Source organism: Salipaludibacillus keqinensis (assembly GCF_003226325.1).
GTDB lineage: Bacteria > Bacillota > Bacilli > Bacillales > Salisediminibacteriaceae > Salipaludibacillus > Salipaludibacillus keqinensis.
Genome location: NZ_PDOD01000003.1, coordinates 313,385 through 335,387, shown reverse-complemented (window position 1 = coordinate 335,387; position 22,003 = coordinate 313,385). Strand labels below are relative to the sequence as shown.

19 protein-coding genes and 2 pseudogenes are annotated in these 22,003 nt (G+C 40.6%); 12 read left to right on the top strand and 9 right to left on the bottom strand.

The genetic code is table 11. The features are described from left to right. Positions 1-612 precede the first annotated feature (612 nt). The 3 genes and pseudogenes from CR194_RS13805 to CR194_RS13795 all read left to right on the top strand — a co-directional run bounded on the left by CR194_RS13805 (position 613) and on the right by CR194_RS13795 (position 2,928). A complete protein-coding gene (locus CR194_RS13805; protein ID WP_110610266.1) occupies positions 613-1,098 on the top strand; it encodes a hypothetical protein in 486 nt (161 codons plus the stop codon). Positions 1,099-1,150: 52 nt separating this feature from the next. Then, positions 1,151-1,309: pseudogene (locus CR194_RS20740) on the top strand (EAL domain-containing protein); the annotation flags it as partial. Between the two features lie 161 nt (positions 1,310-1,470). Beyond that, on the top strand, positions 1,471-2,928 hold the full coding sequence (locus tag CR194_RS13795) for an aldehyde dehydrogenase family protein (protein ID WP_110610264.1): 1,458 nt from the start codon (positions 1,471-1,473) through the stop codon (positions 2,926-2,928). 133 nt (positions 2,929-3,061) lie between these two features. Here the strand turns inward: CR194_RS13795 and CR194_RS13790 are convergent, their stop codons facing one another. Then, positions 3,062-4,108, bottom strand: a complete 1,047-nt coding sequence (locus CR194_RS13790) for a M42 family metallopeptidase (RefSeq protein WP_110610263.1) — start codon at positions 4,106-4,108, stop codon at positions 3,062-3,064. 204 nt (positions 4,109-4,312) lie between these two features. Between CR194_RS13790 and CR194_RS13785 the strand changes: the two genes are divergently transcribed. Continuing rightward, positions 4,313-5,683 carry a C40 family peptidase gene (locus tag CR194_RS13785; RefSeq protein WP_110610262.1) on the top strand — a complete coding sequence of 457 codons (1,371 nt, stop codon included), beginning with the start codon at positions 4,313-4,315 and terminating at the stop codon, positions 5,681-5,683. 61 nt (positions 5,684-5,744) lie between these two features. Here the strand turns inward: CR194_RS13785 and CR194_RS13780 are convergent, their stop codons facing one another. Further along, positions 5,745-6,359 (bottom strand): PH domain-containing protein, encoded by a 615-nt coding sequence (locus CR194_RS13780; protein WP_110610261.1) that lies wholly within the window; start codon positions 6,357-6,359, stop codon positions 5,745-5,747. Positions 6,360-6,599: 240 nt separating this feature from the next. Here CR194_RS13780 and CR194_RS13775 point away from each other — a divergent pair, with 240 nt between their 5' ends. The 5 genes from CR194_RS13775 to CR194_RS13760 all read left to right on the top strand — a co-directional run bounded on the left by CR194_RS13775 (position 6,600) and on the right by CR194_RS13760 (position 11,112). Continuing rightward, positions 6,600-7,529: an HD domain-containing phosphohydrolase gene (locus CR194_RS13775; RefSeq protein WP_233254370.1), complete on the top strand. Its 930-nt coding sequence runs from the start codon at positions 6,600-6,602 to the stop codon at positions 7,527-7,529. 19 nt (positions 7,530-7,548) lie between these two features. After that, the gene (locus CR194_RS20305; protein WP_158282273.1) at positions 7,549-7,704 is read left to right on the top strand and encodes a hypothetical protein; all 156 of its coding nucleotides are present in this window, start codon (positions 7,549-7,551) and stop codon (positions 7,702-7,704) included. Between the two features lie 145 nt (positions 7,705-7,849). After that, positions 7,850-8,335, top strand: a complete 486-nt coding sequence (gene mscL, locus CR194_RS13770) for a large conductance mechanosensitive channel protein MscL (protein WP_110610260.1) — start codon at positions 7,850-7,852, stop codon at positions 8,333-8,335. 222 nt (positions 8,336-8,557) lie between these two features. Then, a complete protein-coding gene (htpG, locus tag CR194_RS13765; protein WP_110610259.1) occupies positions 8,558-10,441 on the top strand; it encodes a molecular chaperone HtpG in 1,884 nt (627 codons plus the stop codon). Positions 10,442-10,674: 233 nt separating this feature from the next. Next, the gene (locus CR194_RS13760; RefSeq protein WP_269845721.1) at positions 10,675-11,112 is read left to right on the top strand and encodes an EAL domain-containing protein; all 438 of its coding nucleotides are present in this window, start codon (positions 10,675-10,677) and stop codon (positions 11,110-11,112) included. Between the two features lie 64 nt (positions 11,113-11,176). Here the strand turns inward: CR194_RS13760 and CR194_RS13755 are convergent, their stop codons facing one another. The 4 genes from CR194_RS13755 to CR194_RS13740 form a co-directional block, all read right to left on the bottom strand. After that, complete coding sequence (locus CR194_RS13755) at positions 11,177-11,722, bottom strand: hypothetical protein (protein ID WP_110610257.1); 546 nt, start codon at positions 11,720-11,722, stop codon at positions 11,177-11,179. Further along, positions 11,722-12,087 carry a hypothetical protein gene (locus tag CR194_RS13750; protein WP_110610256.1) on the bottom strand — a complete coding sequence of 122 codons (366 nt, stop codon included), beginning with the start codon at positions 12,085-12,087 and terminating at the stop codon, positions 11,722-11,724. The genes CR194_RS13755 and CR194_RS13750 overlap by 1 nt, the downstream gene beginning before the upstream one ends. Before the next feature lie 352 nt (positions 12,088-12,439). Continuing rightward, on the bottom strand, positions 12,440-13,297 hold the full coding sequence (locus CR194_RS13745) for a trypsin-like peptidase domain-containing protein (protein ID WP_110610255.1): 858 nt from the start codon (positions 13,295-13,297) through the stop codon (positions 12,440-12,442). Positions 13,298-13,460: 163 nt separating this feature from the next. After that, positions 13,461-14,135, bottom strand: coding sequence for a GGDEF domain-containing protein (locus tag CR194_RS13740; RefSeq protein ID WP_110610254.1), 675 nt, complete (start codon positions 14,133-14,135; stop codon positions 13,461-13,463). Positions 14,136-14,539: 404 nt separating this feature from the next. On the opposite strand from CR194_RS13740, the gene CR194_RS13735 reads away from it, so the two are divergent. Beyond that, positions 14,540-15,049, top strand: coding sequence for a flagellar basal body-associated FliL family protein (locus CR194_RS13735; RefSeq protein WP_110610253.1), 510 nt, complete (start codon positions 14,540-14,542; stop codon positions 15,047-15,049). 57 nt (positions 15,050-15,106) lie between these two features. Here CR194_RS13735 and CR194_RS13730 read toward each other — a convergent pair whose 3' ends face one another. Next, positions 15,107-16,138 (bottom strand): LLM class flavin-dependent oxidoreductase, encoded by a 1,032-nt coding sequence (locus CR194_RS13730; RefSeq protein WP_110610252.1) that lies wholly within the window; start codon positions 16,136-16,138, stop codon positions 15,107-15,109. Between the two features lie 237 nt (positions 16,139-16,375). Further along, a pseudogene (locus tag CR194_RS20735) lies at positions 16,376-16,456 on the bottom strand (SEC-C metal-binding domain-containing protein); the annotation flags it as partial. Positions 16,457-19,181: 2,725 nt separating this feature from the next. On the opposite strand from CR194_RS20735, the gene CR194_RS13720 reads away from it, so the two are divergent. Then, entirely contained in the window at positions 19,182-20,387 is a 1,206-nt protein-coding gene (locus CR194_RS13720) for a M20 metallopeptidase family protein (protein ID WP_110610251.1), read from the top strand. 130 nt (positions 20,388-20,517) lie between these two features. Here the strand turns inward: CR194_RS13720 and CR194_RS13715 are convergent, their stop codons facing one another. Beyond that, entirely contained in the window at positions 20,518-21,390 is an 873-nt protein-coding gene (locus CR194_RS13715; protein WP_158282272.1) for a S1C family serine protease, read from the bottom strand. Between the two features lie 267 nt (positions 21,391-21,657). Here CR194_RS13715 and CR194_RS13710 point away from each other — a divergent pair, with 267 nt between their 5' ends. After that, the gene (locus CR194_RS13710; RefSeq protein ID WP_110610249.1) at positions 21,658-21,987 is read left to right on the top strand and encodes a DUF2628 domain-containing protein; all 330 of its coding nucleotides are present in this window, start codon (positions 21,658-21,660) and stop codon (positions 21,985-21,987) included. Positions 21,988-22,003: the final 16 nt, after the last annotated feature.

Below are 22,003 nucleotides of genomic sequence, written 5' to 3'. Positions count from 1 at the left end.
TTATCATACCAAAAAAGATCAGTGATAATCAATTTTTTCAAACTATTTTGTCAACGGTGAAGGATTTATAAGTTATTCCTCGTCCATTGTCGATATCGCTGGGTGACCTGGAAAAAAGGAGCGTTCATTGCTCAAAATGATTAAATGATCGGATCACCAAAGGTCCTCACTTTATCTTACCCTTCCTCCCTCACACGTGGTTTCATTCCCTTGAAATATGGAATGTCAAACCCGTTATAAAATAGACAGAATGTAGTGGAGTTAAGTGCCACTTATCATGTCCTTGGTACAATGCTGAGTCCCTCATGTCAGGATCGAGGGACAACAAATCTCGTGCTGAGTGCCACAAACCCGAGGGCAAGCGTAACAATTACAGTACTGTGCACAACTAATACAACGCTGAGACCACACGTCTGATTCCGAGCGTCAATAATCAAGGATTAAATACCTAAAAACAATTTCAATTAAATATAAAAGACCTAGATAATATATACTTAATTATTAGTAATTATCACCTTTTTAAAGTAGTATAGTAGGTGATACATCCAAAAATTTAACTTTGAAAGGTATTTAGACCTATTCTCTTGAATGAAACCTAAGGAGGCTATGATTATGAGCGGGCTCATGCGTCATTATTTGAAAAATATTGCTAAAGTTCCATCGTTCCACTACATATATCTTAGTTCTTACCCTGTGACGAAGGTAGATGAAATGAAAGAGATGAACATCCTTCCCTTAATTCAATCTCCTGTCATTTTTGTCATGAGAGGTCCCATTTGCTTAAAAGGACTAACAGAACTTCTATCTCAAGGGACTGGGGTCGTATTTGATTACGAAAAAACAAAGTATGAGGAAGCTATTCGATTAGCTGTCTTGCAGCAGAATTCTTATGTATCCCCAGGGGTCAAGAGGTTTATTCAACCTGAATTAGACTTGTATATTAAGAACGAACAAACTTTATTTTATAAAATGGATAAAAGCATCACCACTTCCCCTACTACCAAATCTACTAATAAAACAATTTTAAACTTAATAGTGGATAAGTATACTAAGAAGCAAAGATCATTTGGATGCATTGGACCCGTGAAACGGTGTTAAAAGAACTTTGTCGAACTCAGCAGTTAAATGATTATTCCCCACAGCGCAAGAGTTAGGCATATCGATTTTGGCAGAAGGCGTCGAGACAAAAGAGCAGCTAGAATTTTTAAAAGAAAAAGGTTGTCCACTTATTCAGGGATATTTATTTAGCAAACCTGTGTCAGCTAATGAGTTTATAAAATTGGTGAATGCAGGAATGATAAAAAGGTAGTTTATATTTAGATACCAAGACCTGAAAGGGACCCACCTATTGCATATTGGGCCCCTTTCTCATTCTTATCCCTCCGTAAGGTTTAATACGAGCCCTCACTAGGGAATCTTGTTGAATATGCAACTTAACTTGCTCACTAAACCTTAATGGAGGGAAACACAATGACAAAAGATTATGCTAAACAATATATTAATGGAAAATGGATCGAAGGCCATAGCGAAAAATCACTTACAAACAAGGATCCATTCAATGAAGATATTATTTTTGAAATGAAATCCGCTTCAGAGCAAGATTTAAATGAAGCTTATACATCAGCCCAGCAAGCTCAGAAGAAATGGTCCACCACGGCTCCTGGAGAAAAGCAACAGCTATTGGAGTCGGTAGCACAAGTCATGGTAAAGAGAAAAGATGAAATTATCGACTGGCTCGTGAAGGAAGCTGGTAGTACAATGACAAAGGCCAACTTGGAATTCTCTGTCGCTCACAGAATCGTCAAAGAATCGGCATCATTCCCTTACCGAGTTAAAGGAAAAATCATGGATTCAGATATCCCCGGCAAAGAGAATCGCGTGTACATGAACCCTAAAGGGGTCGTAGGCGTCATTGGACCTTGGAATTTCCCGTTTCATTTATCCATGCGTTCCGTCGCTCCAGCCATTGCTACGGGAAACACGGTCGTTTTAAAGCCGGCTTCTGAGACGATTGTCACGTCTGGCACACTGATCGCAGATATTTTTGCAGAAGCCGGTGCCCCTGATGGTGTATTAAATGTGATCGCTGGCAGAGGTTCGGAAATCGGTGATGCCTTCGTTCAACACTCTGTCGCCAAAGTCATTTCATTTACAGGTTCGACCGAAGTGGGCCGTCATATTGCTAAGCAAGCAGGAGAGCAGATCAAAGAAACAGCCTTAGAGCTTGGAGGAAACAATGTGCTGATTGTTCTAGAGGATGCAGATCTTGAGGCGGCAGCGGAATCAGCCGCTTTCGGGAAATTCATGCATCAAGGACAAATTTGTATGAGTATTAACAGAATTCTCGTCCATAATCAGATTCACGATGAATTCGTCGACCTTTTCAAAAAGAAAGTTGAGTCTCTTCAAACAGGAGACCCATCAGATGAGAAAACAGCGATTGGACCTCTTATTAACCGCTCCCAGGTGGATAGAATTCAAAAAGATTTGGATGACTCTGTCAATCAAGGCGCGGAAGAAGTGCTAGGAGGAAAAGTCGAAGGAAACTTGCTTCATCCTGTGATTTTAACTCACGTTACCAATGACATGCCCATTGCTAAAAACGAAATTTTTGGACCGGTAGCACCGATTATCTCTTTCGAAAGCGAAGAAGAGGCCATTAAATTAGCCAATCAACTCCCTTATGGCTTAAGTGGCGCCATCCACACGAAAGATCTGCATCACGGAGTGGAAACAGCTCAAAAGATTGAAACAGGCATGATTCATATCAATGACCAGCCGGTAAATGACGAAGCACATATGGCTTTCGGAGGCGAAAAAGATTCCGGTCTCGGTCGATTTGGCGGAGAATGGGTATTGAATAAATTCACGACTGAAAAATGGGTTTCTGTGCAAAAAGAAAGAAGAGCGTATCCGTTTTTTGAGTGATTTAGGAATAGACTAGGTACGGTAGCTAGAGAAGAGTGACTGCCCCTCTTCTTTTCTCCCGCTTATAGATTCTAGAAGCTTAAAAGAGTCTTCTCCATAAGCACAACTTATGGAGAAGACTCTTTTTATCTCGTTAAACTAAATCAGCTTGAATATAATACCACAGTAATTTCGTTGTTTCTTCGATCGAATCTTTGTGAGTCCGTTCATAAGCGTGAGATGAATCGATCCCAGGTCCAACGAGTCCATGAACAATATCGTTACCGGCACGTATAGCGGCCGAAGCATCTGAACCGTAATACGGATAAATATCTAATTTATAACCGATGTTATTCTCTTCTGCTAGTCTTACTAAATTTTTTCTGAGACCATAATGATAGGGGCCACTAGCATCCTTAACGCAAATTGAGGCTGTATATTCATCCGTCGTTTGCCCGTCTCCCATGGCGCCCATGTCGACAGCGAGATACTCGACCGTTTCAGGCGTAATGTTGGAGTTTCCCCCGTAACCGATTTCCTCGTTATTGGAGATAAGAAAGTGAGTGGTGTAAGGTAATGCCACTTGACCCTTTTTCACACTTCGGATTAATTGAAGTAAAATCCCTACGCTTGCTTTGTCATCCAAATGTCGGGACTTAATGAAACCATTGTCCAATACTTGGACACGTGGGTCTAAAGAAACGAAGTCCCCCACTTCAATGCCTAGTTCTCTCACTTGTTCTGGGGATGAGACTTTCTCATCAACCCTCACTTCCATATTTGCTTGGTTTCGCTCAGCTTTCCCTGCATCTTTATAAACATGAACGGACGTTTGATGCATAAGGATTGTTCCGCTAAATTTCTTACCGGAAGCAGTCTCGATCTCACAATACTCTCCTTCTATGGCATTGTATTTATAGCCACCAATCAAATCCAGTTTTAAGCGTCCGCTAGGTTTGATCTCTTTAACCATGGCTCCTAATGTGTCTACATGGGCGGTAAGCATGCGATGATTGGATTGATCTTCCCCTGGGAGTGTGGCAATCAGTCCCCCTTTGCGATTTCGCTTCGTTTCCACTTCTAAATCAGTTAAATATCCCTCAACAAAAGAAATCACTTCATTCGTATTTCCTGAAGGACTTGGAATCTCCACTAGCTTCTTGATTAGTTCAATCGTTTCGTCTACTTTAGGCAAACTCATCTGATCGTCTCCTTTGATGGTAAGTTTTTTAGCATTGAAGATATAAAACTGGCTGTTTTCGTGGCTTTTTATCCTAACCATACATTATGTACTTCGTTCAATTATAACAGAAGTCAAATCCCATTGAACTGAATCGTAACCATTTACTTCCTATAATTGCACCACTATACTATGCAGAAAGGACGATATAAGTAGGGGGACAATATGAGTATTCTTAAAAAAAGAAAAGGTCCATTCATCGTCATCATTCTAATGACAATCACGATCACTACTTTTCTTCTATGGTGGAACACGAACGGTACGCTGGATGAATCTAGCAGTACATCACAAACATCCAGTTCAGAGGAAGATATCGAGCCTAAGAGTCAAGGAATCTTGGAAACGAATCTGGACTTTACGGTCGAAGAGTTTGTTGAGGAAGCTGTGAGTTTGGAAGGGGCAGACTATCAACTTGGGGGCAAGGATCCTGAAGATGGCTTTAACTCGTCTGGATTTGTGCAATACGTCTATGAAGAGGCAACGGGAATTCGCATGCCGCGAATTGCCGGTCATCAGTACGAAATAGGGGAAGAGGTGGGGAAATCCTATCTCCAAGAAGGCGACGTCGTTTTTTTCGAAAGCGATACAATCATGTCAGGGATTTATATCGGCGATAGTCAGTTTATGACAGCTACGCAAAGTGGCGGAATCGAAACTCTTCACCTTGAAAACGACGACTTTTGGGCGAGCAACTATATTGGTGCCAAAAGATTAACTGAAGATGAAATGGAGTCGTTACATCCAAGTACTTATAAAGATCATGATCATCCAGTTGTGAGAGAATCGATGAATTACTTAGGGACACCATATGAATTTGGCGGTAACTCTCTAGAAGCTTTTGATTGCTCGTTTTTTATTCAAGAGGCTTTTAGAGAACATCAAGATGTTTATTTACCAAGAGTGACGACTGATCAATTTAATCTAGGTGAAGAAATTAATGAAGAAAATCTCCAGCCAGGGGACGTTCTTTATTTCTCCGATGTGGATGTTGAGGTGAGTGACAGAGAAGAAGGTGAGGTAACCCATGCCGGAATTTATGTCGGGAACAACTTCATGATCCACGCCAGTCGCACAGAAGAAATGACGCAAATCTCTTATTTAAATGATTATTGGAATGATGCTTTCACCGGTGCGAAGCGATTTGATGAGATGAGCTTGAACGGAGAGTATCCGATTGTGCAAGAGGCTGCAAAGCACTTAAATGTACCTTTTGAGTCAGGGGGATCTAATCCTGAGGAAGGATTTAATACGTCTGGATTTGTTACACATGTATTTGAACAAAATGAAGGCCTTCAGTTAACGGGCACAGCTAGAGAATTGTGGAACAAAGGAGAACCTGTAGACACCAGTTCCTTACTACCAGGAGACGTCCTCTTTTTCCAAGGATCTAATAGTTTACTACCCGCCTTATATATTGGTCACGACCAATTCATGATGGCTAGCGCCTCTTCCGGTGTGACGACCAGACACCTTGAATACAACCTTTTTGACTCGGAACCATACGAGGCAAGTTACGAAGGAGCACGGAGGTATTAGTCAAATAACAAGCCGTTCTTCCAAGGAAGAACGGCTTGTTTATACGTTGATACGTTGATGACTAAATAGAATGATGTTGATCTGTTGTTTCTCCATGGATCTTTCTTTTCAACGCTTCTTGAAACTGTTCCTCTTGCTCAGGCGAGAGAAGAATTGTTTCGAAGTTAGCATGGATGAGTGTACCTTCATCAATGGTTGTGGAATAAATGAGGATTGTCGGGTATTCGTTACACGTACCTGATCCCATTCCTGGCGTGACGAAATACTTTCTGCCAAATAACTGCACTTGTTTTAATTTCGTTAATGGCGTTTCCAATGATCCGACGCTTTTCATGTGGTCATAAGGAACGTGTCTTAACTGCTTTTTATGAAAGTAAATCGTTAATCCGTCCTCTTCCAACACATACCGCATCCTGCCATCCAATCGTTGGTTCCACCCTAAATGGAAGCTCCAGTTCCACGAAGCAGTAAATCCGATCAGCAGTATGATCCAACTAATCACCACAGGAAAATCAAGTAACGAGTAGTTTGGATGAATCACTAAAAATAAAAACGTAGGTACGATGAGTAATAGCATAACTATTTCAAGAATCCGGGCAGTTTTTTCAAGTTTGCGATAAGGTTTCGGTAAGGGCTTTCCCGTTACAGCAATAAACTCTTCATATCGATTGTTCACTGGAAAGCCTCCCTCTCTTCAAATTAAACAACAATTCCCATAATTATACCATATTTTGTTTTCACTTACCTATGTGTCTACCAGTAAACACAACTATAGTCTGATTATTATGAACAAGAATAGTACTATCTTTTTTCCTTCGCTGAATCTTTGTCTGTTTTTGTTCGACATAAACCACAATAGCCCCTTATAATTATACATAAAGGAAAATGAAATCTTTTCCAGTCAGGAGGCCCATCCGTGAGTTCTAAACAACCTACTAAACCTTCCTTGCTTATTCTTAAAAACGGTGAGTCTATAGAATCTGTTGCGACGAAAAAATCCACCACTTCTTTAATGAGTTCTTATGATGGTACTGAAATTATTCATCATGAATTAAAAACTGGCGCTAGATGGGGAATGAGTCCTGATGAAGATACAACCGATACTTTAGAAGCAGTCTACATTTTGTCCGGTAAATTAACCATGCATACGACCAAAGGAGATCATCAACTTGAGCCAGGTGACCATGTTGCTGCCCAACCCGTTAGTGAGCATCTTGTATTCACAGCACTAAGTGATTCAACTTTTTTGTATGTCTCATCTAAGCCTATCTTTCACCATTATTTTAACGAAACAAGAGAATTGGAATTACTTGCTGTTAATATTGAGAAAAAAGACGGTTACACCGCTGATCATTGCGAAAGAATTAAAGATCTTTCCATGCTTGTCGGAGAAAAAATGGGACTCAACTCAGAAGCATTACAAAAGCTTCACTTTGGGGCTCTTCTCCATGATATCGGTAAAACAAAAGTGCCTGAATCCATTTTACTTAAACCAGGAAAGCTCACCAGTGACGAATGGACGGTGATGAAAGATCACACTCGTTTCGGGGCTGACATATTAAAGAAAACGAACATCCCTCATTTAATTTTAGCTGCAGAAATCGTTGAACAACATCACGAGCGCTATGATGGCAGTGGATATCCAAAAGGCCTCGAGAAAGAACAAATGAGCCTCGAATCCGCCATTGTCGGGTTGGTTGATTCTTTCGATGCTATTACGAGTGATCGTGTTTACCAGAAAGGGCGCTCTAAGGAAAGCGCCCTAGCAGAAATTAAACAACTCCGCGGTATAAAATATCATCCAGACGTAGTCGATACTTTTTTATCTATCATAGAAAATGACTAACTAAGGGAGGTGAATTCGTATGAAAAAATTACTTACTGCTTTAGTCTTTGTAGCTATGTTAACTGCAGGAACAGGAGTCGTTGGAGCATCTGACACGACTCAAAAAGACACACAATTAACCGTACAAGATTCTTCATTCAGCACAATGAACAAAAAGCCAATCGTTATGGATTAATATTAAGATCAGCAGAGAAGGATCCGTTCTCTGCTGTTTTCATTTTCACCCCTTCACCTGCCCCCCTCATCCCTAAAAAGTCATATTTCCTCTGGACAACCTCATAGACTATGATGAGATTACAATTATGAGAGGGGCAAGACGTATGAGTTTCTTTCAAGGTTTCAAAGAATTTGCTATTAGAGGTACCGTCGTTGACTTAGGAATCGGACTGATTATCGGTGCTGCGTTCGGAAGCATTGTGACTTCTTTCGTTTCAGATGTCCTCATGCCTCCCCTCGGTCTTTTATTAGGCCACGTCGACTTTGCCAATCTATACATTAATCTATCAGGTGGCCATTACCAGACGCTGGCTGAAGCGGAAGCTGCCGGTGCCCTGACGATTAATTACGGGAGCTTTATTGAGACAATCATTCATTTTGTTATTATTGCTTTTGCTTCTTATTTGGTTATCATCCAGATGGTGAAGTTAAGAAAAGCCTCTATTGAATCGACGAAAATTAAAACGTGTCCTTTTTGTTTCTCCGATATTCCTTCGCGTGCAAAGCGTTGTCCGAAGTGCACGTCTTCTATTGAAAACATGAAGACCAGCGACGAACAGACGGTTGTACGGATCCGCGCTTCGAAATAGAGAACGGTTAGATTTCCGTTGGGCTCCATTTTTTCTCTTATCCATAGGTTTATACGGTACGTCATTCCATGATTTACTTCACACCCCCTCCCTTTTTGAAAAATTCCCCACCTTCCCCGTTGACATTGACCACAAAATAAGTAAAATAAAAATTGAATTAGCACTCTCCTGTACCGAGTGCTAAAAGGACAAATAAATCTTTACATAAAGGGGTAGTGAACGATGGCTAAAAAGGAATTTAAAGCAGAATCGAAGCGTCTCTTGGAAATGATGGTGAACTCCATCTATTCACAAAAGGAAATCTTTCTCCGCGAGTTGATTTCCAATGCTAGTGATGCGATTGACAAAATGTATTATAAAGCTCTGACGGATGATTCCGTGAATTTCGATCAAGACAACTTTTTCATTAAAGTTAGTACGGACAAAGAACAACGAACGCTAACCATTGAAGACACCGGGATCGGTATGACCCAGGATGAATTAGAGAAAAATTTAGGGACGATTGCTGAAAGTGGCTCACTCGCTTTCAAGAAAGAAAATGACGTCAAAGATGGTCACGATATTATCGGCCAATTCGGTGTAGGGTTTTATTCAGCATTCATGGTAGCTGATTCGGTTACTGTTTTCAGTAAAGCTTTCGGTTCTGACGAAGCATACAAGTGGGAGTCCAACGGAACAGATGGGTACACGATCGAGCCTGCAGAAAAAGACTCTACAGGAACGAAGATTATCATTCAGTTGAAAGAAAACTCTGAAGATGAAAATTACGATGACTTTTTACAAGAGTACGAGTTGAAATCAATTGTGAAGAAATACTCCGACTTCATCCGTTACCCAATCAAAATGGATGTCACAGTTCATAAGCCAAAAGAAGACGGCGAAGATAACGAAACGGAAGAAGTACTAGAAGAACAAACAGTCAACAGCATGGTCCCAATTTGGCGAAAAAATAAATCGGAATTGACGGACGAAGACTACGAGAACTTCTACAACGAGAAACGCTATGGCTTCGATAAGCCGTTAAAACATGTTCATATTAACGTTGACGGCACGATTCGTTATAACGCAATCTTGTTTATCCCGGAAACGATGCCATTTGATTACTATTCGAAGGAATTCGAAAAGGGTCTTGAGCTTTATTCCAGCGGCGTATTAATCATGGATAAGTGCGCTGACTTGCTCCCTGACTACTTTAGTTTTGTCAAAGGGATGGTTGATTCTGAGGACTTATCATTAAATATTTCAAGAGAAATTCTTCAACATGATCGTCAGCTGAAGATGATTGCTAAAAATATTAAGTCTAAGATTAAATCACAGCTTCAATCTCTATTAAAAGAAGATCGCGAAAAGTACGTGAAGTTCTATGAATCGTTCGGGCGACAGCTAAAGTACGGCGTCTACACAGACTTCGGCAGCAATAAGGACGACCTCCAAGACTTACTCATGTTCTACTCTTCTAAAGAGAAAAAGTTGGTTACGCTTGATGAATATGTATCGAGAATGCCAGAAGATCAAAAGTACGTCTACTATGCAACTGGAGAATCATATGATCGGATCGAAAAGCTCCCACAAACGGAGATGGTGTCAGATAAAGGCTATGAAATCCTCTACTTTACTGAAGATGTGGATGAATTCGCTATTAAGATGCTTCGTGAATACAAAGAAAAAGAATTCAAAAATGTTTCCAGCGGTGACCTGGGCTTGGATACAGATGATGACAAGAACGAAGAAGATGAGAAAGCGGCGGACGAAAACAAAGAACTATTTGAGGAAATGAAATCCATCCTCGGTGATAAAATCAAAGACGTTCGCATGTCTAAACGATTGAAATCTCACCCAGTTTGCTTAACCACTGAAGGTGAAGTGACGATTGAGATGGAGAAAATTCTTCAGTCCATGCCTGAAAACCAAGGCGTAAAAGCAGATAAAGTATTGGAAATCAACCAGAACCACGATGTTTTCCAATCATTAAAGCAAGCTTATGATGGCGACAAAGACAAGCTTCACTTATACACAAACTTATTGTATAATCAGGCGTTGTTAATTGAAGGTCTTCCGTTAGAAGATCCCGTTGAATTTACCAATAATGTGTGCAAAATTATGTAGTACGTGGAGGTAGAGAGCCCCAGTTGGATTAATTTCCAGCTGGGGTTTTTGTCTGTTTAATTTGGAGGTTGTGGCATTCTTTTTGTTGCCTATAGCGCATCAAATAGTCAATATTCGACAATAAAAAAAAGAATTTTCTGTAATGAAATCCATTTTTATAGTATAATCAGGGGAACTAATTACCTAGTTAGGTACTGAATATTTCGTAGGATGTTCACTAAAAAGAAAACAGAGTGCTTGTACCCTATAATTTTTCAGATTGGAGGAAACTGGTTTTAGAAATTACCGAATCGATGACGATTGATGTGGAGTACGCTCAAGAAATTATTCAACAGTTTCGTCAGATGAATGTAAATATAAGCATCGATGATTTCGGAACTGGATACAGCTCTCTTTATTATTTGAAAAAATTTGCCCTCACCCAGCTTAAAATTGATCAATCCTTTGTTAGAGATATCTTCATCGACAAAAGCACACAAGATATCGTTATCACAATCATTTCGATGGCTCACCATTTAGATATCGAGGTGATTGCAGAAGGTGTGGAAACAAAGGAGCAACTAGACTTTTTAAAAAGGCATGGCTGTGACGAAGCACAGGGGTATTACTTTTACAAACCCATGCCGGCAGAAGAACTGAATGAGATATTAAAAGCGCCCATCCATAAATAACATGAAGCCCAGAAGATGATCTCTTCTGGGCTAATACATGTCTATTGTCGAATCATCCAAGCAATTACGTGATTTCCTCTGCGATCTCCGATACACTCATGCTGCTGTCTAGCATGTATCTTCCTGCTTTAATAGCCATGACTAAATCGTTATCTTCAATATACTGGCGGAAATCAGCTCCATCCTCGATGATTTGTGCGTCTTCAAGAAGGATCGCAATCTCACCGCTGCTCATCCCCGAACCTATAACTAAATAAAGTTGGTAAATCCTGTCCTCTTCGGAACTCTCTTCTTCCTCCGAATCTTCACTCGGCTCCGATTCTTCAGCTTCCTCTGCTTCTTCTCTAAAAGCCATCAGCTCATCCTCATGTGCCTCAAGCCTGTTAAGGTTTCGCTGAAGTTCCTCATACTCTTCAGATTCTATCATCGTATATCCTCTTTCTTCTATAAAAGCATCCACTTCTTCGTCAGTCAGTTCACTTGATTCAGATGACTGTGGAGATTGACTTACCGCTTCACCATCCTCCTCAATAAAGAGAAGAATAGGGGCTAACGCGAATGTAGCAAGGAGAATTCCCGCTGCCATACTTCGTAAACTTGATTTCGTCATCAGGACAGAACCTCTCTTTCTGCCATTTCGAGGGTAATAATTGCTTCGATATCGTCTTCAGGTTCATTTGTTTCTCTAGCAATCTGATCATTACTATAGCCTTTTTCAAACAAATTCATGATTTTCTTCTTCTTTTCACGCTCTCTGAAAAGAGCTTCTGCAAAGGCTCTTTCTTTTTCATTTAAGAAGACTTCGCCCTCTAACATATCTACTTTCTTATTTATTTGATTCATTTCTGTCATTAATGTGATTGAAAAGTTCTCAATTTTCTTGTCTACTTCCTTGCTTTTATCTTTCTTGAAAAAAGATATGATAAGTAATAGAATGGCAAACGAGATTAAACTACCGATGACTACAGTTTCCATGATGTCCCTCCCGGAAAAATTAAATATTTCTCCTCTTTTTATACCATAATAATGGCCTTGGAAGAACACCTTCTGCAAAAATAAGCGGTTCCTCCCCCACCATTCGTCACAAGCATATGATTACTATTTATAAACTTTAACTCTTCTAAGATAGATTATTTCGGTAAGCCGCAGTAGAAATTCCATCAATAAGTTTGATAGATTCCATCTCTATTCTAGAAGGAATCATAGAGACATTACCATTGGAAAATGGACGATAAATGGACACTGCTATCTAGAATAGAACATTTTAAAAAAGAAACAGTTGCTTAACCTGTTTCTTGATTTGAATATCATTTTATGTCATTTCATTCTATACTTCCCCGGCAATCATGTCATCAATGAGAGATTTAACTTTATAAAGGGGAATACTATAACCAATGGAAGGATCATTTAAATTCCTCGCTGCATTAATTGCAATGAATTTTTCATGATTTTTTGCGAGGAGCGGTCCTCCGCTGTTTCCTTCACTAATTTTAGCTGAAATTTCATATAAATCTTCGTATTCGTAATGACCTATCCATAAATCCCGATTTGTATTTGTGATGTGTCCAATGGTAGCAGTGTTATGAACCCCACCGGGACTTCCAAGTGCCACCACTTCTTCACCTGTTCTGAAAGGTTCGTCTACTTCCATTGGAAAAGGCTCTCTTCCTTCGAATTCCTCCACATGCAAAACAGCAATATCTAAACGGTTGGACGATCCTTGTAAAGTTCCTTCGTATTCGTTCCCGTTCTTAGTAATAATTGTGGCAGTTTCGGCTCCTTGAACCACGTGTGCATTCGTTACGACCATTCCATGTTCATTATAAAGAAAACCAGATCCCTGCTCTCCCCAAGTGACGATCGTGTATACACAATGCTGTGCATCAGCAATCACTTCAGTCAAATCTCTAGGAGCCTCTCTCACTTCAATGAAATAGGGTGTTTGAAACAAAGTGGATCTTTTATACGTTTCTTTTAAATGAGTCACTTCCATGCCAACGACTGGCGTCTTTTCCGTTGCTGATTGATAAGTAGTTATGGAGGTTATACCTACCCCTATGCCTACAATTAACATCAGGAATACCGATACAACAAATTTTTTCCATGAAGGAGGTTGCTTTGATTGACACTGAGGACAAGTTTCATCCGTTTCTTTCATCTGAGTTCCGCAATGCTGACAAAACATCCTCTTCCCCCTACACGTAAATGGTTTCTTTCCTATAATTATACATGAATCACTATACTTAGAAATAGTTCCATTCTATCCGTATATGAGAGGGGCAAAGATTGCGTCGGACACAAAGCGGAATTTTCACCAGTCTCTTTGTACTTGTTGTCAAAGGGAGTGGTCATTTAAGTTTTGTAAGTGTCGAATCATTTAGTTTTTTATTCAAACTTTTCTGCTCATACATTTTTGCATCTGCCTGTTTAACGACCTCTTGAACATTGGATTCGTCAGACCATTGAACAGCTCCACCGATGGATATAGAGAAAGGTCCCTCCATCTTTGGAATCTTAATAAGTGAAAATTTTTTATTTAGTTTCTCCTTTAATTTATCTACCTCTTGCGCATCCTCACAAGAGCCGACCACTAGAAATTCGTCCCCTCCCCATCGGGCTGCAGCGAAAACATTCTCTTCTTTTTGTTGGAGTATTTTAGCTACCTCAATTAATATATTATCTCCCGCGGCATGTCCCCATCTGTCGTTAATTCTCTTGAACTTATCGCAATCTAACAAAAGGACAAATAATCTTTCCCCATTTCGTTTTGCCTTTTGGGAATAATTTTGAAACTGATGCTCTATGAAACGCCGATTATATAAGTGAGTCAAACTGTCTTTTTCCGAGAAAAATTTCGCTTTATCAAATTGATACCCTGTCCAATATCCAATGGGGAGTAAAAGTGGATAGCCAAGCCATCCCCCTAAACTGATATATCCATCTCTTTGAAAATAATAGAAAATATATGCACTCTGAATGATGAAGACTAATATGACTGAAAAAATTCTACCTTTTACATACATTAGCAAACTCCCCAAAGGTGACGTAATTAAATTCTTAATACTGATTAAAATTCAGTCCAACATGTGATGCAATCACGATCGATGATGATAGTGTTTCTCACTACTCCGAGATAGCTATTCGGTTTGATAAGTAATCTATCAGTTTAAGATGATATCATTAGTTAAATTATACCATAAAATGGTTTTTTAATTGATTGATATTTTTTGAAGAACAACATAAAAAAGAGAGCTAACTTTCACTTTCTCTTATTAACAATGTTTACTCCCTTTCTATAAAGTAGGACTATTTAACTTGATTCACTTTAAAAATAATGATACTTACAGATTAAACAAGCTCTTTGTATACAGGACTAAAGAATTATACTATACTTAACCATCATAAAGAATATTGATGGGAGTTGGTGATGAAGATGGATGCAGAAGAAGCCATAGAACGGGCAAAAGAAAATAGAAGTAAAAAATCTAGCAATAATAAGAAGAACAGCAAACGACGAGGAAAATCTCTCTTGATCGTTGGTAGCCTTTCAGTGTTTTTATTTTTTCTCATAGCCGTCGTTTTTTTAGTTATTCCAAACGACACTATCTTATCGGCCTATGAAGACTTGACAGGTGAGGAAGAATGGGAAAGGGTGTATCACCTTGAGGAAGATGGTTATATGCTCGATAATGGTCAATTTGTTCGACTTTCTATTTCTATTGTTGTGGAAGATGGGTCAAATGTAGAGACATTGTCTCGAGGTCAATCTTTTTTAAAACATACGATCACAAAAGTCATCTCAGGATCTGACCGCTCTGCCCTCAATGGACAAGAAGGCCTCCTCTGGTTTGAATCTCAAATAAAAAAAGACCTGAATGAATCGTATGCTGATTTAAAGATTGAACGGGTTTATGTACGAGGGATCGTCATTTCTTAAAGACATTAATGAAGCCTCACCATAGTGGCCATGGGCGACCTTGGTGAGGCTTATTTTCTATCGAATATTTCCAGTAACCTCAGCTACGAGCTCAAAGGAACGGAGGCGGGCTTCATGATCGTAAATTTGCGAATGAATCATCATTTCACTTGCACCCGTTTCTTCTAAAAATTGCTGGAGCTTTTCTCGTACAACTTCTTTCGTTCCAACGATGGAAGATCCGAATTGTTTTTTAAGGATCATCTTTTCATAATCACTGGACAACTCTCCAATATTTTTGACGGGTGGTTGCAGTTTCGATGGTGTATTGCGAATTAAGTTCAAGAATTGCTGTTCCATCGATGACGCCAAGTATTCCGCTTCCTCTTGTGTATCGGCCGCTACGACGTTCGCTACGACCATTGCGTAAGGCTCCTTCGTATCTTCGGACGGCTGGAATTGATCATAATAAAGTTCCAAAGCTGGGATCGTATTTTCCGGCGAAAAATGGCTGGCAAAAGCAAATGGCAGTCCTTCACGGGCAGCGAGACGAGCACTAAATCCACTTGAACCTAACAGCCAAATCGGAACGTTCAGTCCTTCTCCTGGCACGGCATGAACCGGTAAAACTCCTTTTGCTAAATCTGGATTGAAGTAGGTTCTCAATTCTTGAAGCTGATCTGGAAAATCATCGCCCGTGCTTCCATGCCCTCTTCGTAAAGCGGCAGCTGTTCGTTGATCCGTTCCGGGAGCACGTCCTAATCCGAGATCGATACGGTCCGGATACAAGGATTCCAACGTACCAAATTGCTCGGCAATGACTAATGGAGCGTGGTTTGGCAACATAATACCACCAGATCCAACTCGAATCGTCGACGTGGCTTGTGCCACATGACCGATCAAGACAGATGTTGCTGCACTGGCAATGCCCGGCATATTATGGTGTTCTGCAAGCCAATAACGATGATAACCCCACTTTTCGGAATGCTGAGCTAAGTGGACCGTGTTTTTGAATGCATCTTGAGCCGTCTTCCCCTCAATAACAGGTGATAAGTCTAGGACAGATACAGGTATGTCATCTATGTGTTTGTTGGGTTGTTTATCTAACATATTATTCACTCCTCTTTCTTGCTCAAACGTATAAAGACATTCTAACAATAACAGGGAGCAGTGTATAATTATTTGTTTCGACGGACGAAAAGAATTGGGGAGGTGGTGGGTGAGTCATGCTACAGGTGCTGCACTGGTAGCACCTACCTAGCACCATCCGGCCTGTCCCCCTCCCGCTCCACTAATCTAAAAATGCCTGCCAAGGGGTCTTTTCCTTGGCAGGCATAGGTATTCCATTTACATACAACATTTTTTATACTTTTTTCCGCTTCCGCAAGGACAAGGATCATTTCGTCCGACTTTCACTTGTTTTCTCCGCGTCTGGGATTGTTCCCCTGCTCTGTATAGTCTTTCAACAGCTGCCTTGATCTCTTCATAAGAAACGGGTGTCTGTTCAGGTTGAGTTGCAGGTTTCGGTTTCTTTTCATCAGACGGGGTGACCGTCTCCAAGGATGACGCCGTTTCCGACTGGTCTAACTCTCCATGTTCGGCGCTTTCCCACTCAGTAGTTAGCGGTGGAATTGAGTCGTCGGTTGAAATTGAGTCTTGCTTTTCCTCTTGCTCATCTCCCTTCTTTTCTACCCAAATCTGATCATTACTTGATTTACTTTCGATCTCTTCTTTCTTGTTTAAAGGGGCATCTTCAGCTACTGGATCCAAATTCTGTTGAGTAGCTTCTGATAGGGTGATTCCTTCATCTCTCAACTCTAATTCAGAATTTGAGTCCTCAGTTGATACCTCAGTTTCCGACTTTTCATCTTCTAGATCTTCGTCTTTTTCTTCCAATATCGGATCATTTTCTAACTGACTCTCCATCTCGTCTTCAGGATTGTCTCCCATTGTAGGTTCTTGGACTTCCTCCTGATGAGCAGTTTGTGTATGGATGACTTCTTCATCCTTCGTTTCTACTTCGTCGCTTTGGATTCCAGTTGATTCTTCATCTTCCATGTCATCAGGACGAACTTCACTTTCTAACTGGATGTCTAATGGTTCCTCTTCTTCAGCGGAAGAAGGTTCAATCTCTAACTCGACCTCTGATGGCTGCTCTTCTTCATCAGAAGATGCTTCAATCTCTAACTCAACCTCTTGTAGCTGTTCTTCTTCATCAGAAGATGCTTCACTCTCGAACTCAATCTCTTGTGGCTGTTCTTCTTCATCGGAAGAAGCTTCACTCTCTAAATCAACCTCTTGTGGCTGTTCTTCTTCATCAAAAGATGCTTCACTCCCGAACTCGACCTCTTCTGCCTGAGCTTCTTCCTCTGAAGCCAACTCTTTAACGAGTTCAGACTGGACGTCAGTGTCTGCTTGATCTTCTAAATCTTGAGGTTCAAGTTCTATTGAATATGATTCTTCTTGTACTTTTGGTTCTTCTTCAAAAGCAAGTCTAGATGTAGATTTAGACTCCGCTTCTAGAAGTAGCTCAAGGTATGATTTCTTCTTTTTCTCTGGTTTTTTCTGGTCAGGAGCTTCTTTGGTTTCAATCTTCTCTTCTTGTATATCGGACTGAGAAGGTTCGCTCGCTACCTCTATGGCCACATCTTCTTCGTTGCTAGGGAGGTCGACCGAGTCTAAGTCGGCTTCAGGTTCTGGTTCTGATGAATACCCTTCGTGACCGGCGATTTCTTTCCATTGCTGTAGCTTCGGATGATTGATTCCGTTAATCAAACAATTGCAATACAAAGGTCCCTCTAAGGTTAGCAGTCGTTTTTCGTACCCTTCTTCGATAAAGGACTCGATCATAGGTATCGCTTGGGCTGATAGTTGTTCACATAAACAGGCGGCGATCAGCGTTTTAGAATCCACTCTTGTTTCTCTGCTGAATTCTTCTAATAACACTCGTTGGGCATAATCCGTCTTGATTTTTCCGATGATATCGATAGCATGAAACCGGACTTCGTTGTCATCTAAAAGAGGTAGGACGGCGTCCACCACTCGGTTTGTGCCTATTTTCACCATGGCATCGGCGAATTCCTCCAAGAATTGTTCGTTTGATTTGTGAATAGGAACTAAAGCGACCATATCTGGAACGACCACTTCCGTCTCCATCTGCCCTGCTAAAACAAGGTAGTATAAGTCTTGGAAACTGAGAGTAGGTTTCTTCCGCATTTTCCTTATGCTGTTCAACAACTCATTTGGACCGTGAAAGCCTCGTCTTGCGATCATTTCCATGATTTGTTTCCCTAGTAAATAAACATCTTTTTTAAAGGATTTAGACGTTTCAAGGTTTTTAATCACGTATTGTAGTTTTTGCGAAATAACATCATTTGGGTCTGAACAAAGGTCGGTGTAGAACGACATATTCTTTACGTTCAACCCTTTTTCTTTTAAAACGGCCGAAAGATCCTCTTTCAATTTTTGAGCCAGACATGGATCCGCATGGTTTAATAACCTTATGTACCCGTCCGCCTGATCTGATGGAAGATTTTCCTGGCGTAAGGCTAGCAACAAGTGCCTCATTCCTTCTTCTGGCATGGGCAAGTGCTTAAGATACGTTAAATGTTCGCTGGAATCTCGATCCCTGCGATTCTTTTCATTGGCTTCAAGACCAAGCATAAATGTATTTTCCGTCCCGATAAAACTTGAGTCAAGAATATCCAGAACAAATTGTCTAACCATATAATCATCTGACACAAGATGTGTCTCTATTTTTCCTAAAAAGGATTGTCCAAACATTGGCCGATCACCTCTATTTCTCAGTTTATTAGATTCTAGTAGCACCCTCTATTATACAGGGTAAAGCTAAATCATTCTTGAAATCAAAAGATAAATGACCTATTTTTCACAGATTATCGGTTTAAGCAGCTATTTTTTTGATAAATGGTCGATGATTTGGGCGAAGACTGGACTAAAAGGTAACTGGACGGCACTGTGGTAAAATGTCACTAGAGGTGAACATGATGGTGAACTGCCTAAAGTCTAAGTACATACCTATTTTCTCATGCCCAGTGCCGCTTCCGCTTACCATCTTTGGATTAACGGGGTAGAGAATAGGAAAGAGGATAGCGATTCATTTTTTAGTAGTTTTGAAGAAGGTGTGAGGAATATGAATTTAGAAAATATAAAAGAAGAATTAAACAAAATCGAAGACCAACTGATTGACATTCGCAGAGAACTCCACGAAAACCCGGAACTCAGTCATGAAGAATTCGAAACGTCCAAACGAATCCAGAACCTGCTGTCAAAAGAACAGATTCCTTTTACGACGGGGTATGCAACCACTGGTGTGTTAGGCGTCATTAAAGGGAACCATCCTGGAAAGACGGTGGCCTTAAGAGCAGATATTGACGCCCTACCCATTCTCGAAAAAAATGATCATTCTTTCGTGTCCAAAACCGACAATAAAATGCACGCTTGTGGTCACGATGCGCATACAGCTATGCTCATTGGGACAGGAATCCTATTAAATAAATACAAACATGAACTTGAAGGAACTGTTTTACTAGTATTTCAACCAGCTGAGGAAGATGCGCCCAGGGGTGGATCGTCGAAAATGATGGAAGACGGCGTCTTTGATAAGTACAAACCAGACGCGATTTATGCCCAGCATGTTTGGCCTGATTTACCTGTGGGTCAAATCGGTGTACGTCCAGGCGCGATGATGGGGAACTCAGACCGATTTACGATTACCATTAAAGGGTCTTCCGGCCATGCCAGTATGCCCCATCAAACAAATGATGCCATCATAGCCGCTAACCAAGTTATTACAGGGCTACAAACGCTCGTCAGTCGTAATACCGATCCCCTAGAGTCAGCCGTCGTTACCATCGGCAAAATTCAGGGAGGCACCCGTTACAATGTGATCGCTGAGGAAGTGACTCTTGAAGGTACCGTTCGTACGTACAAAAATGACGTGAAAACAATGATTAAACAGAAAATGTCTGAAATCGCTGAAGGGATCGCCACCTCCATGGGGGCCACCGCTGAGGTCAAATATTTAGATGGCTATCCAGCCACGATGAATAGTGAACGGTGGGCTTCACTAGTGAAAAGCACAGCCCAACAAACACTAGGGGAAGAGGCCACTCCCGATATTCAGCCAAGTATGGGTGGAGAGGATTTCGGAAAGTTCTTATTGAAATACCCCGGTGCCTACTACTGGCTCGGAACAGCTATTCCATCTCGGACCGTCCAGCGACCTCTTCATGATCCTGAGTTTGATATCGATGAACGAGCCTTGAAAATAGGGGTAGAATGCATGACTCATGTGACCATTAATACCCTTCAATCGTTAAAAGAAAAGGGAGATTGAAGCTACGGTGCAGTGGATGGGGTTCCGGTGACGTTGGTTCCGGTGACGTTGGTTCCGGTGACGTTGGTTCCGGTGACGTTGGTTCCGTGAACTTCAGTTCCTGGAACCTCGGTTCGCGGAACCAACTACCTCATCCCTCTGTTTTCAGCTCATCAATTAAATCTTCAATTTTGTAAAGGGGAACACTGTAGCCAATGGTGGGATCATCTAAACTTTTCGCGGCATTTATGGCTATAAAACAGTGATGTTCTATGGAAAACAGTGGACCCCCGCTGTTCCCTTCAACGATACCTGCTGAAATTTCATATAAATCTTCGTACTCATACTCATCAATGGTTAAATTTAAACGAGTGTTTGTGATATTCCCCTCTGTGACAGTGTTTTGCACACCTTTAGGGCTTCCCAAGGCTGCAACCTCTTCACCAGAATCAAATTCTTGACTGGTATCTAATTCAAATGGCTCTGTTCCTTTGAATTCTTCTACCTCTAGAACAGCAATATCCATGTAATCGGAGGAGCCGAGCAACCTTCCTTCATAAATATCTCCTGATTGATCTACAACGGTGATCAGATCATGTCCCCTGACCACGTGGGCACTTGTGAGGACGATGCCATCTTCACTATAGAGAAAACCTGAACCCTGTTCATTTGGAGTAGCAATTGTATATACCGTTTCTTGCGCTTCCTCGATCGCCTCTTCTGTGCGAGCAGCAATCTCTTCTTCTCTCATTACTTCTCTCACTTCAATAAAAACAGGCACTTCAAATGATCCTATCTCTTTTTTTCCTTCTGACCGTTCAGCTAAAAAGGAAGCGGTCTGTTGGTCGGTAGTAGCTGTATTCCCAGGAATACTTTGATATAGGTAGGCTCCACTAAGAATGACCAGTAAAAATAAGGCGCTCGCAAGAATGATTCCTTTTCGAAATAATGATCGATCCGTACCACAATTCGAGCATTGTTCATCTGATTTATGTATATTGACTAAACATTTGCGACAAAACATATTCAGCCTCCCTCTTTGTATCTGATAATTATACATCGTATGAAGGAAGATTTAAACAGACATATACAACTGCGAATAGTAGCTTTCAAATACTATTGATCCTCTTTGATTTAGATATAAATCAAGTTTTTTCAGGATAAAAACTACCACCCTAAGAAACAATACTTAATACCTATATTTATATTATTTTTGGAAAATAATGTTCATTATTTATTTTTTATAGTATAATTATCATGAATTTCGATAGAATATAAGGAGTGGTCAAGCATGCACGTAAGACTAAAGAATGACGCTGGAGTTTTAAAAGAAATTAAGATAGGATTTAGTTGGACAACGCTATTTTTTGGCTTTTTTCCAGCCCTTTTTAGAGGAGACTTGAAATGGGCTGCCATTATGTTTATTACAGCAGTTGCTGTTTCAGTATTCACATTTGGGTTTGGAGCATGGGTTCCTGGAATCATATTTTCTTTCGTTTATAACAAAATTAATATCAAGGAACTATTAGACAAAGGTTACCGTCCCGCTGATGAGAGTTCAAAACAAATTCTACAAACTAGAGGCATTATATCATCTGATGCAACCGGCACTGTAGCCTAAAAAATGTCCCCTGCTA

What these genes read in the sequence shown, in the direction of transcription:
- CR194_RS13710 (WP_110610249.1), top strand. Translation starts at nt 21,658, where the DNA reads ATGCACGTAAGACTAAAGAATGACGCTGGAGTTTTAAAAGAAATTAAG.
- CR194_RS13715 (WP_158282272.1), bottom strand. Translation starts at nt 21,390, where the DNA reads ATGTTTTGTCGCAAATGTTTAGTCAATATACATAAATCAGATGAACAA.
- CR194_RS13740 (WP_110610254.1), bottom strand. Translation starts at nt 14,135, where the DNA reads ATGTATGTAAAAGGTAGAATTTTTTCAGTCATATTAGTCTTCATCATT.
- CR194_RS13745 (WP_110610255.1), bottom strand. Translation starts at nt 13,297, where the DNA reads ATGTTTTGTCAGCATTGCGGAACTCAGATGAAAGAAACGGATGAAACT.
- CR194_RS13755 (WP_110610257.1), bottom strand. Translation starts at nt 11,722, where the DNA reads ATGACGAAATCAAGTTTACGAAGTATGGCAGCGGGAATTCTCCTTGCT.
- CR194_RS13805 (WP_110610266.1), top strand. Translation starts at nt 613, where the DNA reads ATGAGCGGGCTCATGCGTCATTATTTGAAAAATATTGCTAAAGTTCCA.
- CR194_RS13750 (WP_110610256.1), bottom strand. Translation starts at nt 12,087, where the DNA reads ATGGAAACTGTAGTCATCGGTAGTTTAATCTCGTTTGCCATTCTATTA.
- CR194_RS13730 (WP_110610252.1), bottom strand. Translation starts at nt 16,138, where the DNA reads ATGTTAGATAAACAACCCAACAAACACATAGATGACATACCTGTATCT.
- CR194_RS20305 (WP_158282273.1), top strand. Translation starts at nt 7,549, where the DNA reads ATGAAAAAATTACTTACTGCTTTAGTCTTTGTAGCTATGTTAACTGCA.
- CR194_RS13720 (WP_110610251.1), top strand. Translation starts at nt 19,182, where the DNA reads ATGAATTTAGAAAATATAAAAGAAGAATTAAACAAAATCGAAGACCAA.
- CR194_RS13790 (WP_110610263.1), bottom strand. Translation starts at nt 4,108, where the DNA reads ATGAGTTTGCCTAAAGTAGACGAAACGATTGAACTAATCAAGAAGCTA.
- htpG (WP_110610259.1), top strand. Translation starts at nt 8,558, where the DNA reads ATGGCTAAAAAGGAATTTAAAGCAGAATCGAAGCGTCTCTTGGAAATG.
- CR194_RS13795 (WP_110610264.1), top strand. Translation starts at nt 1,471, where the DNA reads ATGACAAAAGATTATGCTAAACAATATATTAATGGAAAATGGATCGAA.
- CR194_RS13785 (WP_110610262.1), top strand. Translation starts at nt 4,313, where the DNA reads ATGAGTATTCTTAAAAAAAGAAAAGGTCCATTCATCGTCATCATTCTA.
- CR194_RS13735 (WP_110610253.1), top strand. Translation starts at nt 14,540, where the DNA reads ATGAAGATGGATGCAGAAGAAGCCATAGAACGGGCAAAAGAAAATAGA.
- mscL (WP_110610260.1), top strand. Translation starts at nt 7,850, where the DNA reads ATGAGTTTCTTTCAAGGTTTCAAAGAATTTGCTATTAGAGGTACCGTC.